This window comes from Staphylococcus sp. GDY8P196P (assembly GCF_017891705.1).
GTDB lineage: Bacteria > Bacillota > Bacilli > Staphylococcales > Staphylococcaceae > Staphylococcus > Staphylococcus ureilyticus.
In genome coordinates this window covers 369990-395852 of sequence record NZ_JAESJS010000009.1, presented here as the reverse complement: position 1 = coordinate 395852, position 25863 = coordinate 369990, and the positions used below count along the sequence as shown (strand labels likewise).

21 protein-coding genes are annotated in these 25863 nt (G+C 32.8%); 20 read left to right on the top strand and 1 reads right to left on the bottom strand.

Features of this window, described 5'->3' with window-relative positions; genetic code table 11:
- Window positions 1–274 precede the first annotated feature (274 nt).
- The 15 genes from rpsB to KA814_RS06285 all read left to right on the top strand — a co-directional run bounded on the left by rpsB (window position 275) and on the right by KA814_RS06285 (window position 19201).
- Window positions 275–1066, top strand: a complete 792-nt coding sequence (gene rpsB, locus KA814_RS06355) for a 30S ribosomal protein S2 (RefSeq protein WP_040030607.1) — start codon at window positions 275–277, stop codon at window positions 1064–1066.
- A 93-nt stretch (window positions 1067–1159) separates the two neighbouring features.
- Complete coding sequence (gene tsf, locus KA814_RS06350; protein WP_046208638.1) at window positions 1160–2038, top strand: translation elongation factor Ts; 879 nt, start codon at window positions 1160–1162, stop codon at window positions 2036–2038.
- 134 nt (window positions 2039–2172) lie between these two features.
- Window positions 2173–2895 (top strand): UMP kinase, encoded by a 723-nt coding sequence (pyrH, locus tag KA814_RS06345; RefSeq protein WP_019468449.1) that lies wholly within the window; start codon window positions 2173–2175, stop codon window positions 2893–2895.
- 16 nt (window positions 2896–2911) lie between these two features.
- Window positions 2912–3466 carry a ribosome recycling factor gene (frr, locus tag KA814_RS06340; RefSeq protein WP_046208636.1) on the top strand — a complete coding sequence of 185 codons (555 nt, stop codon included), beginning with the start codon at window positions 2912–2914 and terminating at the stop codon, window positions 3464–3466.
- A gap of 226 nt (window positions 3467–3692) precedes the next feature.
- A complete protein-coding gene (locus KA814_RS06335) occupies window positions 3693–4454 on the top strand; it encodes an isoprenyl transferase (protein WP_046208635.1) in 762 nt (253 codons plus the stop codon).
- A gap of 17 nt (window positions 4455–4471) precedes the next feature.
- Window positions 4472–5248: a phosphatidate cytidylyltransferase gene (locus tag KA814_RS06330; RefSeq protein WP_064209034.1), complete on the top strand. Its 777-nt coding sequence runs from the start codon at window positions 4472–4474 to the stop codon at window positions 5246–5248.
- Between the two features lie 310 nt (window positions 5249–5558).
- Window positions 5559–6845 carry an RIP metalloprotease RseP gene (gene rseP, locus KA814_RS06325; protein ID WP_046208633.1) on the top strand — a complete coding sequence of 429 codons (1287 nt, stop codon included), beginning with the start codon at window positions 5559–5561 and terminating at the stop codon, window positions 6843–6845.
- Window positions 6846–6860: 15 nt separating this feature from the next.
- Complete coding sequence (locus KA814_RS06320; protein WP_064209033.1) at window positions 6861–8561, top strand: proline--tRNA ligase; 1701 nt, start codon at window positions 6861–6863, stop codon at window positions 8559–8561.
- 385 nt (window positions 8562–8946) lie between these two features.
- Complete coding sequence (locus tag KA814_RS06315) at window positions 8947–13263, top strand: PolC-type DNA polymerase III (protein ID WP_064209032.1); 4317 nt, start codon at window positions 8947–8949, stop codon at window positions 13261–13263.
- A gap of 207 nt (window positions 13264–13470) precedes the next feature.
- The gene (gene rimP / locus KA814_RS06310; protein ID WP_046208630.1) at window positions 13471–13938 is read left to right on the top strand and encodes a ribosome maturation factor RimP; all 468 of its coding nucleotides are present in this window, start codon (window positions 13471–13473) and stop codon (window positions 13936–13938) included.
- 23 nt (window positions 13939–13961) lie between these two features.
- The gene (nusA, locus tag KA814_RS06305; protein ID WP_046208629.1) at window positions 13962–15158 is read left to right on the top strand and encodes a transcription termination factor NusA; all 1197 of its coding nucleotides are present in this window, start codon (window positions 13962–13964) and stop codon (window positions 15156–15158) included.
- Window positions 15159–15174: 16 nt separating this feature from the next.
- Window positions 15175–15459, top strand: a complete 285-nt coding sequence (rnpM, locus tag KA814_RS06300; protein ID WP_046208628.1) for an RNase P modulator RnpM — start codon at window positions 15175–15177, stop codon at window positions 15457–15459.
- Entirely contained in the window at window positions 15456–15773 is a 318-nt protein-coding gene (locus KA814_RS06295; RefSeq protein ID WP_046208627.1) for a L7Ae/L30e/S12e/Gadd45 family ribosomal protein, read from the top strand. The genes rnpM and KA814_RS06295 overlap by 4 nt, the downstream gene beginning before the upstream one ends.
- A 4-nt stretch (window positions 15774–15777) precedes the next feature.
- Window positions 15778–17889, top strand: a complete 2112-nt coding sequence (infB, locus tag KA814_RS06290; protein WP_064209031.1) for a translation initiation factor IF-2 — start codon at window positions 15778–15780, stop codon at window positions 17887–17889.
- A gap of 316 nt (window positions 17890–18205) precedes the next feature.
- On the top strand, window positions 18206–19201 hold the full coding sequence (locus tag KA814_RS06285; RefSeq protein ID WP_226857760.1) for a hypothetical protein: 996 nt from the start codon (window positions 18206–18208) through the stop codon (window positions 19199–19201).
- 67 nt (window positions 19202–19268) lie between these two features.
- Here KA814_RS06285 and KA814_RS06280 read toward each other — a convergent pair whose 3' ends face one another.
- Window positions 19269–20141 carry an HTH domain-containing protein gene (locus KA814_RS06280; RefSeq protein WP_064209030.1) on the bottom strand — a complete coding sequence of 291 codons (873 nt, stop codon included), beginning with the start codon at window positions 20139–20141 and terminating at the stop codon, window positions 19269–19271.
- Between the two features lie 423 nt (window positions 20142–20564).
- Between KA814_RS06280 and rbfA the strand changes: the two genes are divergently transcribed.
- The 5 genes from rbfA (at window position 20565) to pnp (ending at window position 25579) form a co-directional block, all read left to right on the top strand.
- Window positions 20565–20909, top strand: a complete 345-nt coding sequence (gene rbfA / locus KA814_RS06275) for a 30S ribosome-binding factor RbfA (protein ID WP_019468695.1) — start codon at window positions 20565–20567, stop codon at window positions 20907–20909.
- Between the two features lie 126 nt (window positions 20910–21035).
- Window positions 21036–21953 carry a tRNA pseudouridine(55) synthase TruB gene (gene truB / locus KA814_RS06270; RefSeq protein ID WP_064209029.1) on the top strand — a complete coding sequence of 306 codons (918 nt, stop codon included), beginning with the start codon at window positions 21036–21038 and terminating at the stop codon, window positions 21951–21953.
- 13 nt (window positions 21954–21966) lie between these two features.
- Entirely contained in the window at window positions 21967–22938 is a 972-nt protein-coding gene (locus tag KA814_RS06265; RefSeq protein WP_210122697.1) for a bifunctional riboflavin kinase/FAD synthetase, read from the top strand.
- A 107-nt stretch (window positions 22939–23045) separates the two neighbouring features.
- Window positions 23046–23315, top strand: coding sequence for a 30S ribosomal protein S15 (rpsO, locus tag KA814_RS06260; protein WP_019468698.1), 270 nt, complete (start codon window positions 23046–23048; stop codon window positions 23313–23315).
- Window positions 23316–23470: 155 nt separating this feature from the next.
- Window positions 23471–25579: a polyribonucleotide nucleotidyltransferase gene (gene pnp, locus KA814_RS06255; protein ID WP_046208621.1), complete on the top strand. Its 2109-nt coding sequence runs from the start codon at window positions 23471–23473 to the stop codon at window positions 25577–25579.
- The last annotated feature ends 284 nt before the right edge of the window (window positions 25580–25863 follow it).

Genomic DNA, 25863 nt, shown 5'->3' with positions numbered 1-25863 from the left:
ATAAATACAATATCATTTTATAATGGAAACTGCTTACTATATAAAGTGTTACAGTGATATTTGAATTGATAAAAATATGACTTGAATCTTCACTATTATAAATGAGAAATTATAAGCTGAACTATTGCTTTATATGTATGAATATGATATATTTATTCACGGCTATTAAGCCAATACGCACATAGAGAGCGGAAGTATAAAGGGTGCGATAAATTGTTATCGTGTTTATATGAGCTTTTTATGGAGGTAAAAAACCAATAGGAGGATTTTATTTATGGCAGTAATTTCAATGAAACAATTACTAGAAGCAGGTGTTCACTTCGGTCACCAAACACGCCGTTGGAACCCAAAAATGAAAAGATACATCTTTACTGAAAGAAACGGTATCTACATTATCGACTTACAAAAAACAGTGAAGAAAGTAGAAGAAGCTTACAACTTTATAAAACAAATTTCAGAAGATGGCGGAAAAGTTTTATTTGTTGGTACGAAAAAACAAGCACAAGAATCAGTGAAAGCTGAAGCTGAACGTGCTGGTCAATTCTACGTTAACCAAAGATGGTTAGGTGGTATTTTAACTAACTATAAAACAATTTCAAAACGTATCAAACGTATTTCTGAAATTGAAAAAATGGAAGAAGATGGCTTATTCGAAGTATTACCTAAAAAAGAAGTAGTAGAACTAAGAAAAGAATATGACCGTTTAATTAAATTCTTAGGCGGAATTCGTGATATGAAATCTATGCCTCAAGCATTATTTGTAGTTGACCCTCGTAAAGAGCGCAACGCAATTGCTGAAGCACGTAAATTACACATCCCAATCGTTGGTATTGTGGATACTAACTGTGATCCAGATGAGATCGATTATGTTATCCCTGCAAACGATGATGCTATCCGTGCCGTTAAGTTATTAACAGGTAAAATGGCAGATGCAATCTTAGAAGGTCAACAAGGTGTATCAAATGAAGAAGTAGCGGCTGAACAAAACATTGATTTAAATGAATCAAAAGAAGAAGCTACTGAAGCAGAAACAACTGAAGAAAACACTTCTGTTGAATCAAACTAAGAATAATGTAAAATGGGTGATAAGATATTTAAGCTTATCACCTTTTTTTAAAATAAATATATTAAAATTCATTAAATAATGGAGGAATATGAAATGGCAATTTCAGCTAAACTTGTAAAAGAATTACGTGAAAAAACTGGCGCTGGTATGATGGACTGTAAAAAAGCGTTGACAGAAACTGATGGTGATATTGATAAAGCTATTGATTACCTACGTGAAAAAGGTATTGCGAAAGCAGCTAAAAAAGCTGACCGTATCGCTGCAGAAGGACTAGTACATGTAGAAGAAAAAGGAAATGAAGCGGCAATCGTAGAAATTAATTCAGAAACTGACTTCGTAGCACGTAACGAAGGTTTCCAAGAATTAGTGAAAGAAATTGCTACACAAGTGTTAGAGAGTAAAGCTGATACTGTTGAAGCTTTATTAGAATCTGAATTAGCTGACGGTAAAACTGTAGACCAACGCATGAAAGAAGCAATCTCTACAATCGGAGAAAAATTAAGTATCCGTCGTTTTGCTGTTAGAACAAAATCAGATAATGATGCATTTGGTTCATATTTACACATGGGTGGACGTATCGGTGTATTAACAGTTGTTGAAGGTACTACTGATAGCGATGCTGCTAAAGATGTAGCTATGCATATTGCTGCGATTAACCCTAAATATGTTTCATCTGAACAAGTAAGTGAAGATGAAATTGCTCATGAAAAAGAAGTATTGAAACAACAAGCTTTAAACGAAGGCAAACCAGAAAAAATTGTTGAAAAAATGGTTGAAGGTCGTTTACGTAAATATTTACAAGAAATTTGTGCAGTTGACCAAAACTTTGTTAAAGATCCTGATCAAACAGTTGAAGCTTTCTTAAAATCAAAAGGTGGAAAACTAGTTGACTTCGTACGTTATGAAGTAGGCGAAGGTATGGAAAAACGTGAAGAAAACTTTGCTGACGAAGTAAAAGGACAAATGAAATAATATTTCATAGTTTGAACAAGAAAGAAGACACCTTTTTGTGCTCCGTATGAAAGACTTACTTTTATATTGGAAGTTCTACTGTGTCTTCTTTACTTGTATCAAATACATATTTTCACAATAGAGAGGATAAGACAATGGCTCAAACTTCTAAATATAAACGTGTCGTTTTAAAATTAAGTGGTGAAGCACTAGCAGGTGAAGATGGATTCGGGATAAATCCCATAATTATTAAAAGTGTTGCTCAACAAGTAGCTGAGGTAGCAAAAATGGATTGTGAAATTGCAGTGATTGTTGGCGGAGGTAATATCTGGAGAGGTAAAACTGGTAGTGATCTAGGTATGGATCGTGGTACAGCAGATTATATGGGCATGCTAGCTACTGTTATGAATGCTTTAGCACTACAAGACAGTTTGGAACAATTAGAGTGTGATACACGTGTATTAACTTCTATAGAGATGAAACAAGTTGCAGAACCTTATATTCGTCGTCGCGCAATTAGACACTTAGAGAAAAAGCGTGTTGTTATATTTGCTGCTGGCATAGGTAATCCATACTTCTCAACTGACACAACTGCAGCTTTACGTGCTGCTGAAGTTGAAGCAGATGTTATCTTAATGGGCAAAAATAATGTTGATGGTGTCTATTCTGCAGATCCTAAAAAAGATGAAAATGCGGTTAAATATGAACATTTAACACATATTCAAATGTTACAAGAAGGCTTACAAGTCATGGACTCAACAGCATCTTCTTTCTGTATGGATAACAATATCCCGTTGAATGTATTCTCTATCACAGAAGAAGGAAATATTAAACGCGCTGTTATGGGTGAAAAAATAGGAACATTAATTACAAAATAATTTAGAGGTGTATAAAATGAGTGACATAATTAATGACACGAAAACAAAGATGAAAAAATCAATTGATAGTCTTTCAAGAGAGTTAGCTAATATTAGTGCTGGTAGAGCAAATTCAAACCTTTTAAACGGTGTTACTGTTGATTATTATGGAGCACCAACACCTATTCAACAATTAGCGAGTATCAATGTACCAGAAGCTCGTCTTTTAGTCATTTCACCATACGACAAAACATCAGTGGCTAATATTGAAAAAGCAATTAATGCAGCAAACTTAGGCGTAAACCCATCTAGTGATGGTGAGGTCATTCGTATAAGTGTGCCTGCATTAACAGAAGAACGTCGTAAAGAGCTTGTAAAAGAAGTTAAAAAAATTGGTGAAGATTCTAAAGTTGCAGTTAGAAACGTACGCCGTGATTCGAATGACGAACTTAAAAAGCAAGAGAAAAACGGTGACATCACTGAAGATGACTTAAGAACTCAAACGAATGAAGTACAAAAAATAACTGACGATTCTATAAATGACATTGATAAATTATTAGAAGAAAAAGAACAAGATATTATGTCAGTATAAACATGGTAATTATGATATGTTTTTTGTGAGTAAATACTCAACATTAAGTTGTTTGGTATTGAAAATGAAGCATATTATAAATTTATCTGAACTGTATCAAATCAGACTTTGGTACAGTTTTTTTATTTGTTTATTCATTGCGCTTATCTAGTATGATAAAATGATAGATAATTGCATTTAGAAGCTAATTTAATAAGCAGAGATGATAACGCTCGGAGGAAATACCATGTTTAAAAAGCTAAACAAGAAAAAAAACCAGCCTAATGCATCCAACAATGAGTTGGATCTACATAATGTACCTAATCATATAGCAATTATTATGGATGGCAATGGACGCTGGGCTAAACAAAGAAAATTGCCTAGAATCAAAGGCCATTATGAAGGTATGCAAACGATTAAAAAAATAACTAAAGAAGCTAGTGATTTAGGTATTAAATATTTAACGTTGTATGCATTTTCAACTGAAAATTGGACAAGACCTAAAAATGAAGTCAATTATATCATGAATTTGCCGGTTAACTTTTTAAAAACCTTTTTACCTGAATTAATAGAAAATAATGTTAAAGTAGAAACGATTGGTTTTTTAAATGATTTACCAACTGCAACACTTGAAGCGATTAATAAGGCAAAAGAACAGACCAAAGCAAACACAGGTTTAAAATTGATTTTTGCAATTAACTATGGCGGACGTGCTGAAATTGTCCATAGTGTAAAATCAATTTATGAAAAATTATCTTCAGAAGGCTTATCCAGTGATCATATTACAGAGCAATTGATTAACGAACATTTAATGACCCACGATTATCCTGATCCAGACCTTTTAATTAGAACCTCAGGTGAGCAACGAATTAGTAACTTTCTTATCTGGCAAGTGTCTTACAGTGAATTTATATTCAATGAAAAATTTTGGCCAGATTTTGACAAAGAAGAATTAATAAACTGTATTAAAATTTATCAATCTCGTCAAAGACGTTTTGGGGGATTATAAATAGTTAGGAGAATAGTATGAAAGTTAGAACTTTAACAGCAATAATAGCACTTATTGTTTTTCTACCTGTATTGTTAAAGGGTGGCCTTGTACTAATGCTTTTTTCTTATTTATTAGCATTTATAGGTCTCAAAGAATTGTTGAATATGAATATGATAAAGTTCCTATCCATCCCAGGAATTATAAGTGCATTAGGAATATTAATTATTATGATACCGCAAGAAGCAGGTACATGGGTAAACGATTTACAATTAAAATCTTTAATAGCAATGAGTTTTATTTTACTCAGTTATACAGTACTTTCTAAAAATAGATTTAGTTTTATGGATGCTGCCTTTTGTTTAATGTCTATAGCTTATGTAGGGATAGGCTTCATGTATCTATATGAAACTAGATCAGAAGGATTACATTACATACTTTTAGCTTTCTTAATTGTGTGGTCTACAGATACTGGGGCGTATATTTTTGGTAGATTAATGGGTAAACATAAATTATGGCCTGTCATCAGTCCCAATAAAACAATTGAAGGGTTTATTGGCGGCATTATTTGTAGTTTGATAGTTCCGCTTGTAATGATGATGTTTATAGATTTTGATATTGCAATATGGTTACTACTGTTATGTACGGTTATTTTAAGTATGTTTGGTCAGTTAGGAGACTTAGTAGAGTCAGGCTTTAAACGTCATTTTGGTGTGAAGGATTCTGGACGCATTTTACCTGGTCACGGTGGTATATTAGATCGATTTGATAGTTTTATGTTTGTCTTACCATTATTAAACATATTCTTAATATAAGTGATTTTAAGGTAAACGAAGTGCCAATAAAATTGTATAATTGAACAATAAAAGGAGTTATGAATTTAAATGTCGATGAGAAATCAAATGAAACATTTAAGTTTTTAACTCCTTTTCATAAGTTTTTAAAATATGTTACAGAGAAATTAAGTGTTAAGTCATGATAATTTTTTCTACTGCATAAAGTTACGTGTATCAGCTAGTATTGTTATGTTATAATTTTATAATCAAAAGCATTAAAATAGCTTATATATTATAGCAATATAAAAAATAATGGAACAATCTTACGGAAAATATGAGGTGTATCAATTTGAGTTTTCTAGTGACAATTATTTCTTTTATAATCGTATTTGGTGTTCTTGTAACAGTTCATGAATACGGTCATATGTTTTTTGCAAAAAGAGCTGGCATTATGTGTCCAGAATTTGCAATTGGAATGGGGCCAAAAATTTTTAGTTTCAGAAAAAATGAAACTTTATATACCATTCGTTTATTGCCTGTTGGAGGATATGTAAGAATGGCAGGTGACGGGTTGGAGGAACCACCCGTTCAACCAGGTATGCATGTAAAGATAAAATTAAATGATAAAGATGAAATCACACATATCATTTTAGATGATCAACATAAGTTCCAACAAATTGAAGCAATGGAAGTTAAACAATGTGATTTTAAAGAAGATTTATACATTGAAGGTGTAACTGCATATGATCAGCAAAGACATCATTATCAAATTGCTGACAAAGCCTATTTTGTTGAGAATGGTAGTTTAATTCAAATAGCTCCCAAAAACCGACAATTCACACACAAAAAGCCTTATCAAAAATTCTTAACACTGTTTGCTGGCCCATTATTTAACTTTTTACTTACATTAGTATTATTTATTGGCTTAGCTTATTATCAAGGTACACCAACAAATACAGTTGATAAAGTGGCGCAAGATAGCCCAGCAGCACACGCAGGCTTAAAAACAGGTGATACTATCGTGAAAATTGCTGACAAATCTATCAATAGTAAATCTGATATAGATCAAGCAATATCACAGGTTAAAGACAAAAAGACACAAATTAAAGTAGAACGAGATGGTAAAACAGAAACCTTGCAAGTAAAACCAAAAAAATATGAACAAAAAGTAACTAAAACACATTCAGAAACTAAATATTTGTTAGGTTATACTGCTTCTACAGAACATACGGTATTTAAACCGATTACTGAAGGCGTAAAGCAAACAATTGTAGCTGGAAAACTGATATTTACCGCGATTTTAAGCATGATTGCGAGCATTTTCACCGGTCAATTTTCATTTGATATGTTAAATGGTCCAGTCGGTATCTATCATACAGTTGACTCTGTTGTTAAAACAGGTATTATTAATTTGATTTCTTGGACAGCTTTACTAAGCGTCAATTTAGGTTTAATGAATTTATTACCAGTCCCAGCACTTGATGGCGGACGAATCTTATTTGTAATATATGAAGCGATTTTCAGAAAACCATTAAACAAAAAAGCAGAAACGACAATTATTGCAATTGGTGCAGTATTTGTATTAATTGTAATGGTCTTAGTGACGTGGAATGACATTCAACGTTATTTCTTATAAAAGGAGAGCATGTAAATGAAACAATCTAAAGTATTTATACCAACGATGAAAGAGGTACCTGCAGCAGCTGAAGCTTTGAGTCATAGACTTTTGTTAAAAGCAGGATTAATCAAACAAAGTACGAGTGGTATTTATAGCTATTTACCGTTAGCTGCTAAAGTTTTGAATAACATTGAAAGTATTGTAAGACAAGAAATGGAACGTATCGACGCTGTGGAAATTTTAATGCCAGCGTTACAAAAAGCTGAACTATGGGAAGAATCCGGTCGTTGGAGTGCATATGGTCCAGAATTGATGCGTTTGAAAGACAGACATGGTCGTGAGTTTGCACTTGGACCAACACATGAAGAACTTATAACATCTGTAATCAGAGATGAACTTAAATCATATAAACAATTACCACTTACTTTATTCCAAATACAATCTAAATTTAGAGATGAAAAACGCCCGCGCTTTGGATTGTTACGTGGTCGTGAATTTATTATGAAAGATGCATATTCATTTCATGCTGATGAGGCTTCATTAGATGAAACATACCAAGATATGTATCACGCATATGATCGCATATTTAAACGTGTCGGAATAAATGCGCGACCAGTAGTTGCAGATTCAGGTGCTATTGGTGGCAGTCATACACATGAATTTATGGCTTTAAGTGAAATTGGTGAAGACACAATAGTTTATAGTGAAAATAGTGATTATGCAGCTAATATTGAAAAAGCTGAGGTTGTATATCATCCCAATGAAAAGCATGATGAGATAGCGTCATTAACAAAAATAGAAACACCTCAAGTACACACAGCACAAGCATTAGCAACATTTTTAGAAAAACCACTGGATGAAATTACAAAATCCATGGTATTTAATGTTGATGGTGAATTTATTATGGTACTTGTACGTGGTCACCATGAAATTAATGATGTGAAATTAAAAGCATTCTTTGGTACGGATCACATCGAATTAGCTACAGAAGATGAAATTAAAAATTTATTAGGTGCATCTCCTGGTTCACTTGGTCCTATTTTCGATAAAAACATCAAAGTATATGCTGATAATTTTATAAAAGATTTAAATAATATTGTTGTAGGTGCTAATGAAGATGGTTACCATTTATTGAATGCAAACGTAGGGCGTGACTTTGAAATCGAAGCTTATGGAGACTTTAGATTTATTTTAGAAGGAGAGCCTTTAGCTGATGGATCAGGTGATGCTAAATTTGCCGAAGGAATTGAAGTTGGGCAAGTATTTAAACTTGGTACTAAATATTCTGAAGCAATGAATGCAACATTCCTGGATAATCAAGGTAAAGCTAAACCTTTATTAATGGGATGTTATGGTATAGGTATTTCTAGGACTTTAAGTGCGATTGTTGAGCAAAATAATGATGAAAATGGTATTATATGGCCTAAATCAGTAACGCCATTTGATTTACATTTAATTACAATCAATCCTAAAAAAGAAGAACAACGTGAATTGGCTGATCAATTATATAAACAATTAAAAGAAACATATGATGTACTTTATGATGACCGTAAAGAACGTGCAGGTGTTAAATTTAATGATGCCGATTTAATAGGATTACCAATTAGAGTAGTAGTTGGTAAAAATGCTGCTGAAGGTATCGTAGAAGTTAAACGACGTGATACAGGTGAAAGTGAAGATGTTCAAATTGATAACTTAAATAGTTTTATTAATGATTTATACCTAAGTATATAAGTCAACAGTCAACTTTAACAAAATGATTGCTCTCATATACGTTGCTAAAATTAAGATGTAAGTTAAAACATTAATACGCATATACTTTATATAAATGCAAATCATTGCTAAAAGTATTAGATGAAACTTTTAGTTTAACCTGTACTTTAATGTTTGATCATCCTTAATTAGTGAGCGGGAAAGCGAAATCGAATGAATCATGTTTGATTTCATTCCCGCTCTTATTTATGATAAGAAACCATAATGTAAAAATAGTAAAGTTTAAGTATTAGAAATTAAAGGTTTTACGTTATAAGATAGATAATGTACAAAATACAAACGCGACAGTTAAAGAAATTATATGAAATAGTAACGTAGTGTAATTAATAGTAAGGTGGTTATCGTCATGTCAATGACAAATCAAGAAAAATTCAAGATTTTAGCTGATCAAATTAAAATTGCAGATCATTTGGATCCAGAAATTTTAGCACAAAGTGAATTAACGCGTGTAGATGTTAAAACAACTGATCGTACCTGGGTATTTCAGATAACATTTCCATATTTTTTACCAATTGAAGATTATCTGTTATTTATGAATGCAATTACTGAAGAATTTAAAACAATCGCTAAAGTCGATTGTAATTTTACAATCACAAATAAAGCGAATCAAGATGAATATGCATTGAAATACTTTAGTTATTGCATTGACCAAACAAAATTATCACCTAAAGTAAAAGGTCAGCTTAAGCAAAAGCGCTTAATTATGTCAGGGGATGTGCTCAAAGTCATGTGTCAGAATGATATAGAGCGAGATCATTTTGACAAAGCGTGCAATGGAAGTTTGATTAAAGCATTTCAACAATGTGGTTTTGCAATCAGCAGTATCATTTTTGAAACAGACCATACATCGAATGGAGACGACTTGGCATCGTTAGAAGCACACATTCAACAAGAAGATGAGCAAAGTGCACGTGAAGCCACTGAAAAGTTAGAAAAGATGCGTGCTGAAAAAGCTAAACAACAAGATAATAATGAAAGTACTGTAGCTAAATGTCAAATTGGAAAACCAATTCAAGTAGAAAATGTAAAACCTATTGAATCGATTATTGAAGAAGAATTTAAAGTTGCAGTTGAAGGTGTTATCTTTGATATTAATTTAAAAGAATTGAAAAGTGGACGCCATATAGTAGAACTAAAAGTTACAGACTATACAGACTCCTTAGTATTGAAAATGTTCACTAGAAAAAATAAAGATGATTTAGCTCATTTTAAAGCTCTCAGTGTCGGTAAATGGGTTCGAGCACAAGGCAGAATAGAAGAAGATACATTCGTACGTGATTTAGTCATGATGATGTCTGATATAGAAGAAATAAAAAAAGCAGTTAAACAAGATAAAGCAGACGAAAAACGCGTAGAATTTCACTTGCATTCGTCCATGAGTCAGATGGACGGCATTCCGAATATAAGTGCATATGTAGAACAAGCAGCTAAATGGGGCCACAAAGCTATTGCAATTACTGATCATAATGTGGTTCAAGCATTTCCAGATGCGCATGCTGCAGCAGAAAAAAATGATATTAAAATGATTTATGGCATGGAAGGCATGTTGGTCGATGATGGTGTGCCCATAGCGTATAAGCCTCAAGACATTGATTTAAAAACTGCAACATATGTTGTTTTTGACGTTGAAACAACAGGTCTATCTAATCAGTATGATAAAATTATCGAACTCGCAGCTGTAAAAGTACAAGAAGGAGAAATTATTGATAAGTTTGAACGTTTTAGTAATCCACACGAACGTTTATCTGAAACAATCAAGAATTTAACGCATATCACAGACGATATGCTCGTCAATGCACCTGAAATTGAAACTGTTTTAACCGAGTTTAAAGCGTGGGTCGGTGACGCGATATTTGTAGCACATAATGCATCATTTGATATGGGGTTCATTGATACCGGTTATGAAAAAACTGGCCTAGGCGCATCAACTAACGGTGTGATAGATACACTTGAACTTTCTAGAACCATCAACACTGAATATGGAAAACATGGTCTGAACTTTTTAGCTAAAAAATATGGTGTAGATTTAACACAACATCACAGAGCGATTTATGATACTGAAGCAACAGCTTATATTTTTATAAAGATGTTAAAACAATTAGAAGAAGCAGAAGTTTATAATCATCAAGATATTAATAAGTCTTTATCAAATGAAGACGCTTATAAACGTGCTCGCCCAAATCACGTAACACTTATTGTGCAAAATCAACAGGGCTTAAAGAACTTATTTAAAATAGTCAGCGCATCTTTAGTTAAATATTATTATAGAACACCTAGAATTCCACGTTCACTTTTAGATGAATATCGAGAAGGTATTCTTGTTGGTTCCGCATGTGATGAAGGTGAAGTATTTACTGCAGTAATGCAAAAAGACCAATCTCAAGTGGAAAGAATAGCAAAATACTATGATTTTATTGAAGTACAACCACCTGCATTATACCAAGATTTAATAGATAGAGAATTGGTGAGAGATAATGAAACATTACATGAAATTTATCAACGTCTCATCCAAGCTGGAGATGTGAATGATATACCTGTTATTGCAACAGGAAACGCGCATTATCTAAATGAACATGATGGTATTGCACGTAAAATTTTAATAGCATCACAGCCAGGTAACCCGTTAAATCGTAGTACTTTACCTGAGGCGCACTTTAGAACTACGGATGAAATGTTAGATGAATTACATTTCTTAGGTGAAGCAAAAGCACATGAATTAGTTGTGAAAAATACAAATGACTTAGCAGACCGTATTGAACGCGTAGTTCCGATAAAGGATGAATTGTATACGCCCCGCATGGAAGGTGCTAATGATGAAATACGAGATATGAGTTATGCTAACGCCAGAGCATTGTATGGTGAAGATTTACCACAAATTGTAATTGACCGATTAGAGAAAGAGCTTGAAAGTATCATTGGGAATGGTTTTTCTGTGATATATTTAATTTCACAAAGACTGGTTAAAAAATCATTAGATGACGGTTATCTAGTTGGATCACGTGGCTCTGTAGGTTCGAGTTTTGTAGCGACAATGACTGAAATTACAGAAGTTAACCCATTACCTCCACATTATATTTGTCCAGAATGTAAAGAAAGTGAGTTCTTTAACGATGGATCCGTTGGTTCTGGTTTTGATTTACCAGATAAAAAATGTGCCACATGTGGATGTGATTTAATTAAAGAAGGCCAGGATATTCCTTTTGAAACTTTCTTAGGTTTTAAAGGTGATAAGGTTCCTGATATCGACTTGAACTTTAGTGGTGAATATCAACCACAAGCTCATAATTATACAAAAGAATTATTTGGTGAAGATAAAGTCTTTCGTGCAGGTACAATTGGTACGGTGGCTGAAAAAACAGCTTTCGGTTTTGTGAAAGGATTTTTAAATGATCAAGGTATTCACAAAAGAGGCGCTGAAATTGATAGACTCGTAAAAGGTTGTACTGGTGTAAAACGTACAACAGGACAACACCCTGGAGGCATCATCGTTGTACCAGATTATATGGATATCTACGATTTTACACCTGTTCAATTTCCGGCAGATGATCAATCATCGGCTTGGATGACGACTCATTTTGATTTCCATTCAATACATGATAACGTTTTGAAACTGGATATATTAGGACATGATGATCCGACGATGATTCGTATGCTGCAGGATTTATCAGGTATTGATCCTAAAACGATACCTGTCGATGATAAGGAAACTATGGGTATTTTTAGTTCGCCAGAACCTTTAGGTGTAACTTCAGAACAAATTTTATGTAAAACTGGAACATTTGGTGTGCCAGAATTTGGTACAGGATTTGTGCGCCAAATGTTAGAAGATACCAAGCCAACTACATTTTCAGAGTTAGTTAGAATATCTGGATTATCACATGGTACGGATGTTTGGCTAGGTAACGCACAAGATTTAATACGCTCAGGAACTTGTGATTTATCAAGTGTTATTTGTTGTCGTGATGATATTATGGTTTATTTAATGTATAACGGTTTAGAGCCTTCACTCGCCTTCAAGACAATGGAATTTGTACGTAAAGGTAAAGGGTTAACTGACGATATGGTTGAAGCAATGGTAGACAATGAAGTGCCAGATTGGTATTTAGATTCATGTAGAAAAATTAAATACATGTTCCCTAAAGCCCATGCGGCAGCATATGTATTGATGGCAGTACGTATTGCGTATTTCAAAGTTCATTATCCACTTTATTATTATGCAAGTTACTTTACGGTACGTGCATCTGATTTTGATTTAATTTCAATGATTAAGGATAAAGAAAGTATTCGAAATACAGTAAACGATATGTATTCACGTTATATGGATTTAGCCAAAAAAGAAAAAGATACTTTAACAGTATTAGAAATCATGAACGAAATGGCGCAACGCGGTTATCGTATGCAACCAATTAGTTTAGAGAAAAGTAAAGCATTTGATTTTATCATTGAAGATGATAGTTTGATTCCGCCATTTATTGCTGTTCCTGGATTAGGCGAAAACGTTGCACAACGTATCGTTGAAGCACGTGAAGAAGGACCGTTTTTATCAAAAGAAGATTTAAATAAAAAAGCTGGATTGTCACAAAAAGTCATCGAGTATTTAGATGAACTTGGTTCATTACCTAACTTGCCAGATAAAGCACAATTATCAATATTTGATATGTAATCGAGCAATATATTAGTAGGTATGGAATAAAAAATGTTAAATGTATAAAATTTTGATATTAGTTATTGTCATACTATATGAAAATATATAGTTGTTTGTATAGGAAATGAACATATGGTATAATAATATTGCTTAAAAAATTAGACTCAGGCAGGAAGAGTGGGCGTTATACCCGCTCTTTTCTATTTGCCAAAAAAGGAGGTCAGTATGAGTAAAGTAACTGAGCAAGTTGAATCAATTATTCAACCCGTCCTTAACGACTTAAATTTTGAATTAGTTGAAGTCGAATACACAAAAGAAGGAAAAGATTACTTCTTAAGAGTATCCATTGATAAAGAAGGTGGCGTCGATTTAAACGATTGTGCCTTAGCTTCTGAAAAGATTAGTGAAATTATGGATGAAGAAGATCCTATTCAAGAAATGTATTATTTAGATGTAGCTTCTCCAGGTGCTGAACGACCTATAAAAAAAGAAAAAGATTTCCAAAATGCTGTTACAAAACCAATATACGTTTCTTTATATGCGCCAATTGAAGGTGGAAAAGAATGGTTAGGTATCTTAAAAGAAGTAACAAGTGAAACGATTATTATGGAAGTAAAAGAAAAGTCAAAGAAGAAACAAGTTGAAATTCCAAGAAATAAAATCGCTAAAGCACGTCATGCTGTAATGCTTTAATGTGATGAGGAGGATGATAAGTCGTGTCAAGTAATGAATTATTATTAGCAACTGAATATTTAGAAAAAGAAAAAAAGATTCCAAGAGAAGTATTAATTGATGCAATTGAAGCAGCGCTAATTACTGCATATAAAAAGAACTATGACAGTGCAAGAAGTGTACGCGTTGAGTTAAACATGGATGAAGGTACATTTCATGTAATTGCTCGTAAACAAGTTGTAGAAGAAGTAATGGATAATAGAGAAGAAATTGACTTAAGTACAGCGCTAGTTAAAAACCCAGCATATGAAGTTGGTGATATATACGAAGAAGATGTAACACCAAGTGACTTTGGGCGTGTAGGTGCACAAGCTGCGAAACAAGCAGTAATGCAGCGTTTACGTGATGCTGAACGTGAAATATTATATGATGAATTTATCGATAAAGAAGATGATATTGTTAATGGTCTTATTGATAGAGTAGATCACCGCTATGTTTATGTTAATTTAGGACGTACAGAAGCTGTATTATCTGAGGCTGAAAGAAGCCCTAATGATAGTTATATTCCTAATGAAAGAATTAGAGTGTATGTCAATAAAGTAGAGCAAACGACAAAAGGACCGCAAATTTACGTTTCTCGTAGCCATCCAGGATTACTCAAACGTTTATTTGAACAAGAAGTACCAGAGATTTTTGACGGTACAGTCATTGTAAAATCTGTGGCACGTGAAGCAGGAGACCGCTCTAAAATCAGTGTTCATTCAGATAACCCAGATATCGATGCAGTAGGTGCATGTGTGGGTGCTAAAGGTTCTCGTGTTGAAGCGGTTGTAGAAGAATTAGGTGGCGAAAAAATTGACATTGTTCAATGGAATGAAGATCCGAAGGTCTTTGTTAAAAATGCTTTAAGTCCATCTCAAGTACTACAAGTGATTGTTGATGAAGCAAACCAATCAACTATTGTAGTTGTGCCTGATTATCAATTATCGTTAGCGATTGGTAAGCGTGGACAAAACGCACGTTTAGCTGCGAAATTAACTGGTTGGAAAATTGATATTAAATCAGAAAGTGATGCTAGAGCTGAAGGTGTTTATCCGACAGACGAAGCACTAGAAATAGAAGAAGATGAAAATATTGAACAGGATACAAACATTGATTTGGAAGATGTGAATATTGAAACGCATGACTTAAAAACGGATGATGAAACAGATAGCATAGATGAAGATGACGCTGAAAAATAATTTGGAGTGAGCTTTTATGAAAAAGAAAAAAATTCCAATGCGTAAATGTATACTTTCAAATGAAATGCATCCAAAAAAAGATATGATTCGAGTTGTTATTAATAAAGAAGGCGAAATTTTTGCTGATGCTACAGGAAAACAACAAGGTCGTGGTGCATATGTATCAAAAGATGTTAAATTAGTAGAAGATGCACAAAAACAAGGTGTATTAGAAAAATACTTTAAAGTTGATGCAGAAACTCTAGATCCTGTATACAAGGAAATTATACGTCTTATTTATCGCGAAGAGATACCTAAATGACTATAGAGAAAATCGTAAATTTTTTAGGTTTAGCAATGCGTGCTGGAAAAGTAAAAACAGGTGAATCGGTCATTTTAAATGACATTAAGAAAAATAGGTTAAAGCTCGTAATTATTGCAACTGATGCTTCTGAAAATACAAAGACAAAGTTTCAGAGCAAGTGTGAAAGTTACCATATATCATTTCGCATATTTGGAACAAGAGCTGAATTAGGACAAGCTTTAGGTAAAGCAGAACGAGTTAACATTGGAATCACTGATCAAGGCTTTGCTAAAAAGTTAGTGTCAATGATAGATGAATATCGTAAGGAGTGACTATATGAGTAAAATAAGAATTTACGAATACGCCAAAGATTTAAAATTAAAAAGTAAAGATATTATAGATGAGTTAAAGAAAATGGACGTTGAGGTAACGAGCCATATGCAAACGTTAGAAGATGACCAAATCAAGGCATTAGATAAGGTTTATAAACCAGAGAAATCGAATGCATCAGAAAATAAACAACAAGGTCAAAATCAACAAAAACCATCAAATAACAAGTCTAATGCTAATAAAAAAGATAATAATCAAAACAACAAAAATAACAACAAAAATAACAACAAAAATAAGAAAAACAGCAAAAACAGCAAAAATAACAACAAAAATAAACAAACTAAACAAGAAGAACCAAAAGAAATACCTTCACACATCACTTATCAAGAAGGTATCACAGTTGGAGAACTTGCTGAAAAAATCAATGTTGATTCTTCAGAAATAATTAAAAAATTATTTTTATTAGGCATCATGGCTAATATTAATCAAGCATTAGATGATGAAACTTTAGAATTAATTGCTGATGATTATGGTGTTGAAGTTGAAAAAGAAGTTGTTGTTGATGAAGAAGATTTATCAATTTACTTTGATGATGAATCTGAAGATGAAGATGCAGTAGAAAGACCAGCAGTTGTTACTATTATGGGACACGTTGATCATGGTAAAACAACGTTATTGGATTCTATCCGTCACACACAAGTAACAGCAGGTGAAGCTGGTGGTATCACACAACATATCGGTGCTTATCAAATTGAAAATGATGGCAAAAAAATCACTTTCCTTGATACACCAGGACATGCTGCATTCACAACAATGCGTGCACGTGGTGCGCAAGTAACTGATATTACAATTTTAGTTGTAGCAGCAGATGATGGTGTAATGCCTCAAACGATAGAAGCAATCAACCATGCCAAAGAAGCGAATGTACCAACGATTGTAGCAGTTAATAAAGTTGATAAACCGACTGCTAACCCTGATCGAGTAATGCAAGAATTGACAGAATACGGTTTAATTCCAGAAGACTGGGGTGGCGATACAATTTTCGTACCGCTTTCTGCTTTAAGTGGCGATGGTATAGAAGATTTAATAGAAATGATTGTGCTTACATCTGAAATTCAAGAACTAAAAGCAAATCCTGCTAAAAAAGCAGTAGGTACAGTGATAGAAGCAGAATTAGATAAGTCACGTGGTCCATCTGCATCACTTCTAGTGCAAAATGGTACACTGCATGTTGGAGATGCTTTGGTTGTTGGTAATACGTATGGTAGAATTCGTGCAATGGTTAATGACTTAGGACAAAGAATTAAATCTGCAGAACCGTCTACGCCTGTTGAAATCACAGGTATTCATGATGTACCACAAGCTGGGGATCGTTTTGTTGTGTTTAAAGATGAGAAACAAGCAAGACGTATTGGTGAAGCACGTCATGAAGCTAATGTTTTACAACAGCGTCAAGAAAGTAAGAGCGTTTCACTAGATAATTTATTTGAACAAATGAAACAAGGTGAAATGAAAGATTTAAATGTCATCATTAAAGGTGATGTTCAAGGTTCTGTCGAAGCACTTGCAGCTTCACTAATGAAAATTGAAGTAGAAGGCGTTAATGTTCGCATAATTCATACTGCAGTAGGTGCGATTAATGAATCTGATGTAACTTTAGCGAATGCGTCAAATGGTATCATCATTGGCTTTAACGTAAGACCGGATACTGGTGCCAAACGTGCAGCCGAAACAGAAGGTGTAGATATGAGATTACACCGTGTTATTTATAGTGTTATTGAAGAAATAGAAGCTGCAATGAAAGGCTTACTAGATCCAGAATATGAAGAACAAGTGATTGGCCAAGCAGAAGTGCGTCAAACATTTAAAGTTTCAAAAGTGGGTACAATAGCCGGTAGTTATGTTACAGATGGTAAGATTACGAGAAATGCGGGTGTCCGTGTTATCAGAGATGGTATCGTCCAATTTGAAGGTGAACTGGACACATTAAAACGTTATAAAGACGATGCAAAAGAAGTAGCTCAAGGCTATGAATGTGGTATCACGATTGAAAAATATAACGACCTAAAAGAAGGCGACATAATAGAAGCTTTCGAAATGGTTGAAATTAAAAGATAAAGACAGTTATCTTAAGAAAATACAAAAATTTTAAACCGTAGGCTAATTTATCATGTTAGCTTACGGTTTTTTTCTTTTAAATATGTTATCTTTTGGGTAAGAGAAGGTGTGGCTTTGAAGCATTTGAAAAAAATGTTTATTTTTATAATTTAATATAATGTTTTGTTTTAAGTGCATAGTTACTCATAAAATTAGCTATTTATTAAGCATTGTAAACCAGTTAAAAAATTTTTAGTAAAATTGCTTGTTATTTTAATATGGACACTAACTGTCTATGTACTTAATTAAACTTAGCATAAATAGGAGGTTATAAGTGATGAGTGAATATTTAAAAGAAATAAATGAATTTTGGCAAGAATATTTGGATCAATATAACTCTATTTATGACTTAGAAACTTTAAATGAAATAAGAGAAAGACATGACATAACTGCTTTTCTACACCCTCAAGATTTAGCATATTTAAAAAGAAATTTTGGTGAAGATTTTAGTAACATACCAAGATTTAAAAAGTTGATTGATTTTGCAAATGGAAAAGTAAAAATCAATAAGCATAGACAACGAATTGTCCAAAATGAAGCAGAATTAAGTCCAGCCATAGCAAGACCGTATTTTGGAAATCCTGAAAGAGCAGATATTGTAATATTGAAAAAAAAGGCGGAAAATGATTTTATAATTAATGATCCTACCTTACCAGATGATATGGTGGTACATTATCGTAATAGAATATTGCAAGACATACAAGGTAAATTGGATTTAAACGGTCATAAGGTATTTATTCCTTATATAGATCATCATTGTTGGTTTAAGAAATATATATATAGTAACGGATCCATTTTGAAGCAATTCAATATTAATCCCAATAGAGTGATGGTTATGAATTTCTTCCCATATCAAACTGGTCATACAGCAGGTATACCAAAAGATTTTTTAACATTTAACCATTATCTACCGTCACAAGTTATGAATTTTGAACTCTTACTAAAAATTATAAATGATGATAAGCGTCGAATTTATATTGTTAGTGAAGAAGAACTATTTATTTCAATCTTTAAAAATTTTACTAGTAGTGATTTACATCAATATCTTGTTGACAATTTGTTTGTGCTGTCATCTAAACAGAATAGACACATCACAGCATGTAATGTATTGAGTTATAAAGAGCATATTAGACGTTTAAAAAAGAAAGAGTCATTGAATAAAATAGATTATTATAAGTGGAATCAGCAACAAAAGAAAGAGCGAGAGCTAGGGAATTCAGATTTTATAAGAAAGCTTAAAGCTATTCAATATAAAGAAGCATTACCGCGTTAGTAAAATTGAACTGACTAAAAAGGTAACTTTCATTTCAAATGATATGAAAGTTACCTTTAATATGTAGTTAAATATGATAATGCTTGAATAATGATTTGATTTGATTTTTAAAATCTTCTACATAATGATCTGGTTTTAATAAAATGATTTCTTGTGGATATTCATATGCTAAATTTAGGCATTCGTTTTTTGAGATTATGAGTTCTGCTTCAATAAATGCTTCATTATTTTGTGAATTTAGTACTATAAATTGCCGTTGAATTTGTTCCCATATGGAAGGGAGAAATTTCATAATGACTGTTGGAACTTGCAGAAAGATATTTTCATCAAATGCTTCATCATATTGCTCGATATCATGTATTGAGTTTAAATCTTGTGTAAAAATTTCGTGTTGATATATATAAGTAATCCAATATTTATTTTTGAAATATCTTGTGTATACCGGTACGACTTTATACGTTTGATTGTCAACATCATTTAGCAATATAATCTGTTTGTTTTGTATAGCAAGTTGAATTTTATAAATAAGTGTTGATTCTGTTAATTCGTGATTGATTGTAAATTGATTAAGTAATGTATTAGATAAAAATTTTTCAGCTAGATTCGAATTACTGTTTAGCCCTCTAATTAAATTGTAGGTATCGATATGAATGTGAGGTGTGAAATTTTTCATCCTAAATAGCAAGTTAAGTAACCGATTATTTTTAAATTTATAGCGATCTATACTAATGCGATGTCGGCCTATATTATTTTCATAAACAATCCTTGCATTTAGCCCTTCCCATTCATGGTCTTCATATAAAAAGTTATTTATATCACTAAAATCTCGTTGTATGGACCTTACATTAACGTTTAATTGTTGTGCAAGTTCTTCTTTGCTTAATTTTTTTCCGTTAAATAGACGAGTGAAAATATAAAGTAGTCTTTCTGATTTATCCAAGTATACACGCTCCTTATCATTTCAATAGAAAAATTCATTTTTTATTAGTTTGAATTATAGCATGATACTTTCTATAATGTGTAAAACATTATAAAATAAATTAAAAACTTAAATGATATTAAAGTAGTGATTTTTTATAAAATTAAACTTAGTTTTTCATAAATGATCATTGTATTTAAAAAACAAAAATGTAATAAAGTTTCATTTTATAACACTTTGGAAATATAATTGTGCCTAACTGTTATGAAATCATGTTTAATTGTTTCAGAGCTATTACCTTTTTGAGTTATAATGAATTTGTAATTAAATTTTTAAACGTAAAAAAGAAGGAAGTTTGTTTGACGTTGTGAAATGAACTGTCATATAATCTTTAAGTAAGATAAATATACATGTATGAATGATATTTGTGAGGTGAAATATAATATGAATATGAGAGCTGAACGTGTTGGCGAACAAATGAAACAAGAAATTATGGATATTGTTAATAATAAAGTCAAGGACCCTAGAATTGGTTTCCTAACAATAACAGAAGTTCAATTGACGAATGATTTATCTATTGCAACAATTTATTTAACTGTACTTGGAAATGATAAACAAATTGATGATACGTTTAAAGGTTTAGAGAAAGCGAAAGGTTTTATAAAATCTGAAATTGGTTCAAGAATGCGCTTAAGAATTGTTCCAGATTTAAAATTTGAATACGATGAATCGATAGACTACGGTAATAAAATTGAAAAGATGATTCAAGATTTACACAAAAATGATTAATTTTAAAAGCTGAAACAAATACCTATTGAGATATTTGTTTCAGCTTTTTTATAACCATTTATTTATTGAGACGTGTTAATATAAATAAGGAATGATATTAAAAGGACGATTGAAGGTGACATTAAAATGTATAACGGTATTTTACCTGTTTATAAAGAACGTGGTTTAACAAGCCATGATGTTGTATTTAAATTAAGGAAGATTTTAAAAACAAAAAAGGTTGGACACACTGGTACATTAGATCCTGAAGTATCAGGTGTATTACCCATATGTATAGGTTCAGCAACAAAGGTAAGCGATTATATTATGGAAATGGGAAAGACTTATTTTGCAACTGTATATTTAGGGTTTAGTACAACTACAGAAGATCAGACAGGTGAAATTTTAGAAAAAAAGCACATTGAGGAAAATACACTTTTAGAGGCGCAGATTGATAGCGCAATAGCACGTTTTGAAGGTGTCATTACGCAAATTCCTCCAATGTATTCATCAGTAAAGGTGAATGGTAAAAAGCTTTATGAATATGCAAGGAAAAATGAAACAGTCGAAAGGCCTTCAAGAGAAGTTGAGATTTACGATATAAAACGAGCGTCTGATTTAAGATTTGAAAATCTAGGTTGTCAATTTGATATCAGAGTAAAGTGTGGTAAGGGTACTTATATTAGAACGTTGGCAACAGATATAGGAAAGATGCTTGATATACCAGCACATATGTCAAAGTTAACAAGAATACAAAGCGGTGGGTTTGATATTGAAGATAGCCTTTCAATCGAACATGTACAATCACTACATGAGCACGAAACATTACAAGAAAATCTTTTTCCGATAGAATATGGTTTGAGAGGTTTGAAAAAAGTCAATATTTCAAACGAAAATCAGAAAAATAAAATATTGAATGGTCAAAAGTTTAGTAAGAATGAATTTGATCATTCTATTAACACGTTGGTTGTGATGTTTGACACAAAAGAAAATAAGGCATTAGCAATTTACACACCACATCCTGATAAACCATATGAAATAAAACCAAAGAAGGTATTTAACTAAAGGAGAAATAACCATGAAAGTAATTGAAGTAACTCATCCGATTCAAGAAAATCAGTATATATCAGAAGATGTAGCAATGGCTTTTGGTTTTTTTGATGGCATGCATAAGGGACATGCAGAGGTATTTGATACTTTAGAAAAAAAGGCAGAGGCATCGAATTTAAAGAAAGCTGTAATGACATTTGATCCACATCCTTCTGTTGTTTTAAACCCTGAACTTAAACGTACAGATTACTTAACACCGATTCAAGATAAAATAGAAATATTAGAATCATATGGTATTGATTATTGTATCGTTATTAATTTTTCATCTAAATTCGCCGATGTAAGTGCCGAAGAATTTATACGAGAATATATCATTAATAATCATGTAAAAGAAGTGGTTGCAGGATTTGACTTCACTTTCGGCAAATTTGGAAAAGGAAACATGATGATTTTAGATGAAATGACGGAATTTAATACGACTATCGTGAGTAAACAAGAGCTCGAATCGGAAAAAATTTCTACAACAGATATTAGAAAATCACTCAAAACAGGAGACTTACAAAAAGCTAACGATGAACTTGGATATCGATATCGAATTAAAGGTATGGTTGTACAAGGCGAAAAACGTGGGAGAACAATTGGCTTTCCCACTGCGAATGTAGAGCCAAGTGGAGATTACGTTTTGCCTAAAAATGGCGTTTATGCTGTGAGTATGAAAATAGGTGCAGATGATAAAGTTTATCGTGGAGCTGCCAATGTTGGCGTCAAACCCACATTTCATGATCCGTCTAAAGCGCAAGTTGTAATAGAAGTTAACCTGTTTGACTTTCATGAAAACATATATGGTGAGCGTGTTATCGTTTATTGGCATCATTATTTAAGACCAGAAGTTAAATTTGATGGTATAGATCCTTTGGTTGAACAAATGAATAAAGATAAAGAAAAAGCGAAATATTTACTTTCTGTTGATTTTGGTGACGAAATATCATATAATATTTAAGTCTGATGTGTTAAACACACATACTAGGCACCTTTATCTTGGCAGTTCGAGACTCCGACGTTTTGCTCGGATAAAGGCGCATAAAAATAAAAAGGAGGAAATTGACTATGGCAATTTCACAAGAACGTAAAAATGAATTAATTAAAGAATATCGCACACACGAAGCGGACACTGGTTCTCCAGAAGTACAAATCGCTGTGTTAACTGCAGAAATCACTGCATTAAACACTCACTTACGTGAACACACGAAAGACCACCATTCACGTCGTGGATTATTAAAAATGGTAGGTCGTCGTAGACACCTATTAAACTACTTACGTAGCAAAGATATTCAACGTTACCGTGAATTAATTAAATCATTAGGTATCCGTCGTTAATCTTTAGACGTATATTTATCGGGAAAGAACCTTTGGGGTCTTTCCCTTTTTTATAATTTTTGCATTTATAATTATACATTAAACTATATACTAATATAAATCTTTATTGATAAATGATATGATAGGATTAACAGATAAATGAGAGGAGATTCGTAATGTCTCAAGAAAAAAAAGTTTTCAAAACCGAGTGGGCAAATAGATCTTTAACGATTGAAACGGGACAATTAGCCAAACAAGCAAACGGTGCAGTACTTGTTAGATATGGTGATACAGTCGTTTTATCTACTGCAGTAGCATCAAAAGAACCACGAGATGGTGACTTTTTCCCATTAATGGTTAACTATGAAGAAAAAATGTATGCTGCAGGTAAAATACCTGGTGGCTTTAAAAAGCGCGAAGGACGTCCAAGTGATGAAGCCACGTTAACTGCACGTTTAATTGATAGACCCATTCGACCACTGTTCCCTAAAGGTTACAGATATGACGTTCAAATTATGAATACAGTATTGAGTGCTGATCCAGATTGCTCTCCTGAAATGGCAGCAATGATAGGTTCGTCAATGGCATTAAGTGTTTCTGACATACCTTTTCAAGGTCCAATAGCAGGTGTAAACGTTGGTTATATAGATGGTGAATATGTGATTAACCCTACCGTTGCACAAAAAGAAGTATCTAGACTCGATTTAGAAGTAGCTGGTCATAAAGATGCGGTGAATATGGTAGAAGCTGGTGCAAGTGAAATTACAGAAAATGAAATGCTTGAAGCGATTTTCTTTGGACATCAAGAAATTCAACGTCTAGTTAGCTTCCAAGAAGAAATTATCGACCATATTCAACCAGAGAAAAAAGCATTTATTCCTGTTGAAAAAGATGAATCACTGGTTGCCAATGTAAAATCATTAACTGAATCATATGGTTTGAAAGAGGCCGTATTAACATTTGACAAGCAACAAAGAGATATTAATTTAGATGAACTTAAAGAGAAGGTTGCATCAGAATTTGTTGATGAAAATGATGACGAAAATGAAGCATTAATCAAAGAGGTCTACAGTATATTAGATGACTTGGTTAAAGAAGAAGTTAGACGTCTCATTGCAGAAGAAAAAATTAGACCAGATGGTCGTAAAACAGATGAAATTCGTCCATTAGAATCTGAAGTAGGTATTTTACCAAGAGCACATGGTTCAGGTTTATTCACAAGAGGACAAACTCAAGCACTTTCAGTATTAACATTAGGGTCAATGAGTGAATACCAAATCTTAGATGGTCTTGGTGAAGAAGAACAAAAACGTTTTATGCATCACTATAATTTCCCAAATTATTCAGTTGGTGAAACTGGTCCAGTTCGTTCACCTGGTCGACGTGAAATTGGACATGGTGCGTTGGGAGAACGTGCGCTTAGCCACATCATTCCAGACGTTAAAGATTTCCCATATACTGTGAGAATAGTGAGTGAAGTATTAGAATCAAACGGTTCATCATCACAAGCTTCTATTTGCGGGTCCACACTAGCGTTGATGGACGCAGGTGTTCCAATCAAAGCCCCAGTTGCGGGTATTGCCATGGGATTAGTGACACGTGACGATAGTTATACGATTTTAACAGATATACAGGGCATGGAAGATGCGCTTGGAGACATGGACTTTAAAGTAGCAGGTACATCTGAAGGTATTACAGCTATACAAATGGATATCAAAATTGATGGTTTAACTAAAGAAATAATTAAAGAAGCGCTTGAACAGGCTCGAGAAGGTCGTTTAGCCATATTAGATCATATGTTAAAAACAATTGATACGCCACGTAGTGAACTTAGTGCTTTTGCACCTAAGGTTGTTACGATGTCTATTAAACCTGAAAAAATTAGAGATGTCATTGGTCCTGGTGGTAAAAAAATCAATGAAATCATTGATGAAACGGGTGTTAAATTAGATATCGAACAAGATGGAACGATATTTATTGGTGCAGTAGATAAAGATGCGATTGAAAAAGCACGTAGTATCATAGACGAAATCACACGAGAAGCGGTAGTTGGAGAGGTATACAATGGTACAGTTAAACGTATTGAAAAATATGGTGCCTTTGTTGAATTATTCCCAGGTAAAGACGCACTTGTACACATTTCGCAAATTGCTAATGAGCGCATTGATAAAGTAGAAGATGTGTTGAAAGTAGGAGACACATTTAAAATTAAAGTTACAGAAATTGATAAACAAGGTAGAGTAAATGCTTCGCATAAAGCATTACTATCTAATCATTCTAAATAATGTTTATTGCTAGAGACTGGTAAAATGATGAGAACTGCTTACAATAGAATTACTTTAATTCTATTGTAGAAAAGTTCAAGTCAGTTCACTGGTTTCTTTTTTTAATGTTTGAGCTAGTCTAATAAAAAATATTAAGTCAAAAGTTAAATATATATTTGAAAATGCACATTAAAAAGTGCGATTAATACGACATTACGCTCCTGAGAAAAATTTTTACATAAATACAAATCCTCCAATGATATATTTTAAAACAACTAAAGAACTACTTTAATAGTGTACATAAG

Bases quoted from the DNA above. Each gene is read 5' to 3' on its own strand.
- rpsB (WP_040030607.1), top strand. From the start codon at position 275: ATGGCAGTAATTTCAATGAAACAATTACTAGAAGCAGGTGTTCACTTC.
- tsf (WP_046208638.1), top strand. From the start codon at position 1,160: ATGGCAATTTCAGCTAAACTTGTAAAAGAATTACGTGAAAAAACTGGC.
- pyrH (WP_019468449.1), top strand. From the start codon at position 2,173: ATGGCTCAAACTTCTAAATATAAACGTGTCGTTTTAAAATTAAGTGGT.
- frr (WP_046208636.1), top strand. From the start codon at position 2,912: ATGAGTGACATAATTAATGACACGAAAACAAAGATGAAAAAATCAATT.
- KA814_RS06335 (WP_046208635.1), top strand. From the start codon at position 3,693: ATGTTTAAAAAGCTAAACAAGAAAAAAAACCAGCCTAATGCATCCAAC.
- KA814_RS06330 (WP_064209034.1), top strand. From the start codon at position 4,472: ATGAAAGTTAGAACTTTAACAGCAATAATAGCACTTATTGTTTTTCTA.
- KA814_RS06320 (WP_064209033.1), top strand. From the start codon at position 6,861: ATGAAACAATCTAAAGTATTTATACCAACGATGAAAGAGGTACCTGCA.
- KA814_RS06315 (WP_064209032.1), top strand. From the start codon at position 8,947: ATGTCAATGACAAATCAAGAAAAATTCAAGATTTTAGCTGATCAAATT.
- rimP (WP_046208630.1), top strand. From the start codon at position 13,471: ATGAGTAAAGTAACTGAGCAAGTTGAATCAATTATTCAACCCGTCCTT.
- rnpM (WP_046208628.1), top strand. From the start codon at position 15,175: ATGAAAAAGAAAAAAATTCCAATGCGTAAATGTATACTTTCAAATGAA.
- KA814_RS06295 (WP_046208627.1), top strand. From the start codon at position 15,456: ATGACTATAGAGAAAATCGTAAATTTTTTAGGTTTAGCAATGCGTGCT.
- infB (WP_064209031.1), top strand. From the start codon at position 15,778: ATGAGTAAAATAAGAATTTACGAATACGCCAAAGATTTAAAATTAAAA.
- KA814_RS06285 (WP_226857760.1), top strand. From the start codon at position 18,206: ATGAGTGAATATTTAAAAGAAATAAATGAATTTTGGCAAGAATATTTG.
- rbfA (WP_019468695.1), top strand. From the start codon at position 20,565: ATGAATATGAGAGCTGAACGTGTTGGCGAACAAATGAAACAAGAAATT.
- truB (WP_064209029.1), top strand. From the start codon at position 21,036: ATGTATAACGGTATTTTACCTGTTTATAAAGAACGTGGTTTAACAAGC.
- KA814_RS06265 (WP_210122697.1), top strand. From the start codon at position 21,967: ATGAAAGTAATTGAAGTAACTCATCCGATTCAAGAAAATCAGTATATA.
- rpsO (WP_019468698.1), top strand. From the start codon at position 23,046: ATGGCAATTTCACAAGAACGTAAAAATGAATTAATTAAAGAATATCGC.
- pnp (WP_046208621.1), top strand. From the start codon at position 23,471: ATGTCTCAAGAAAAAAAAGTTTTCAAAACCGAGTGGGCAAATAGATCT.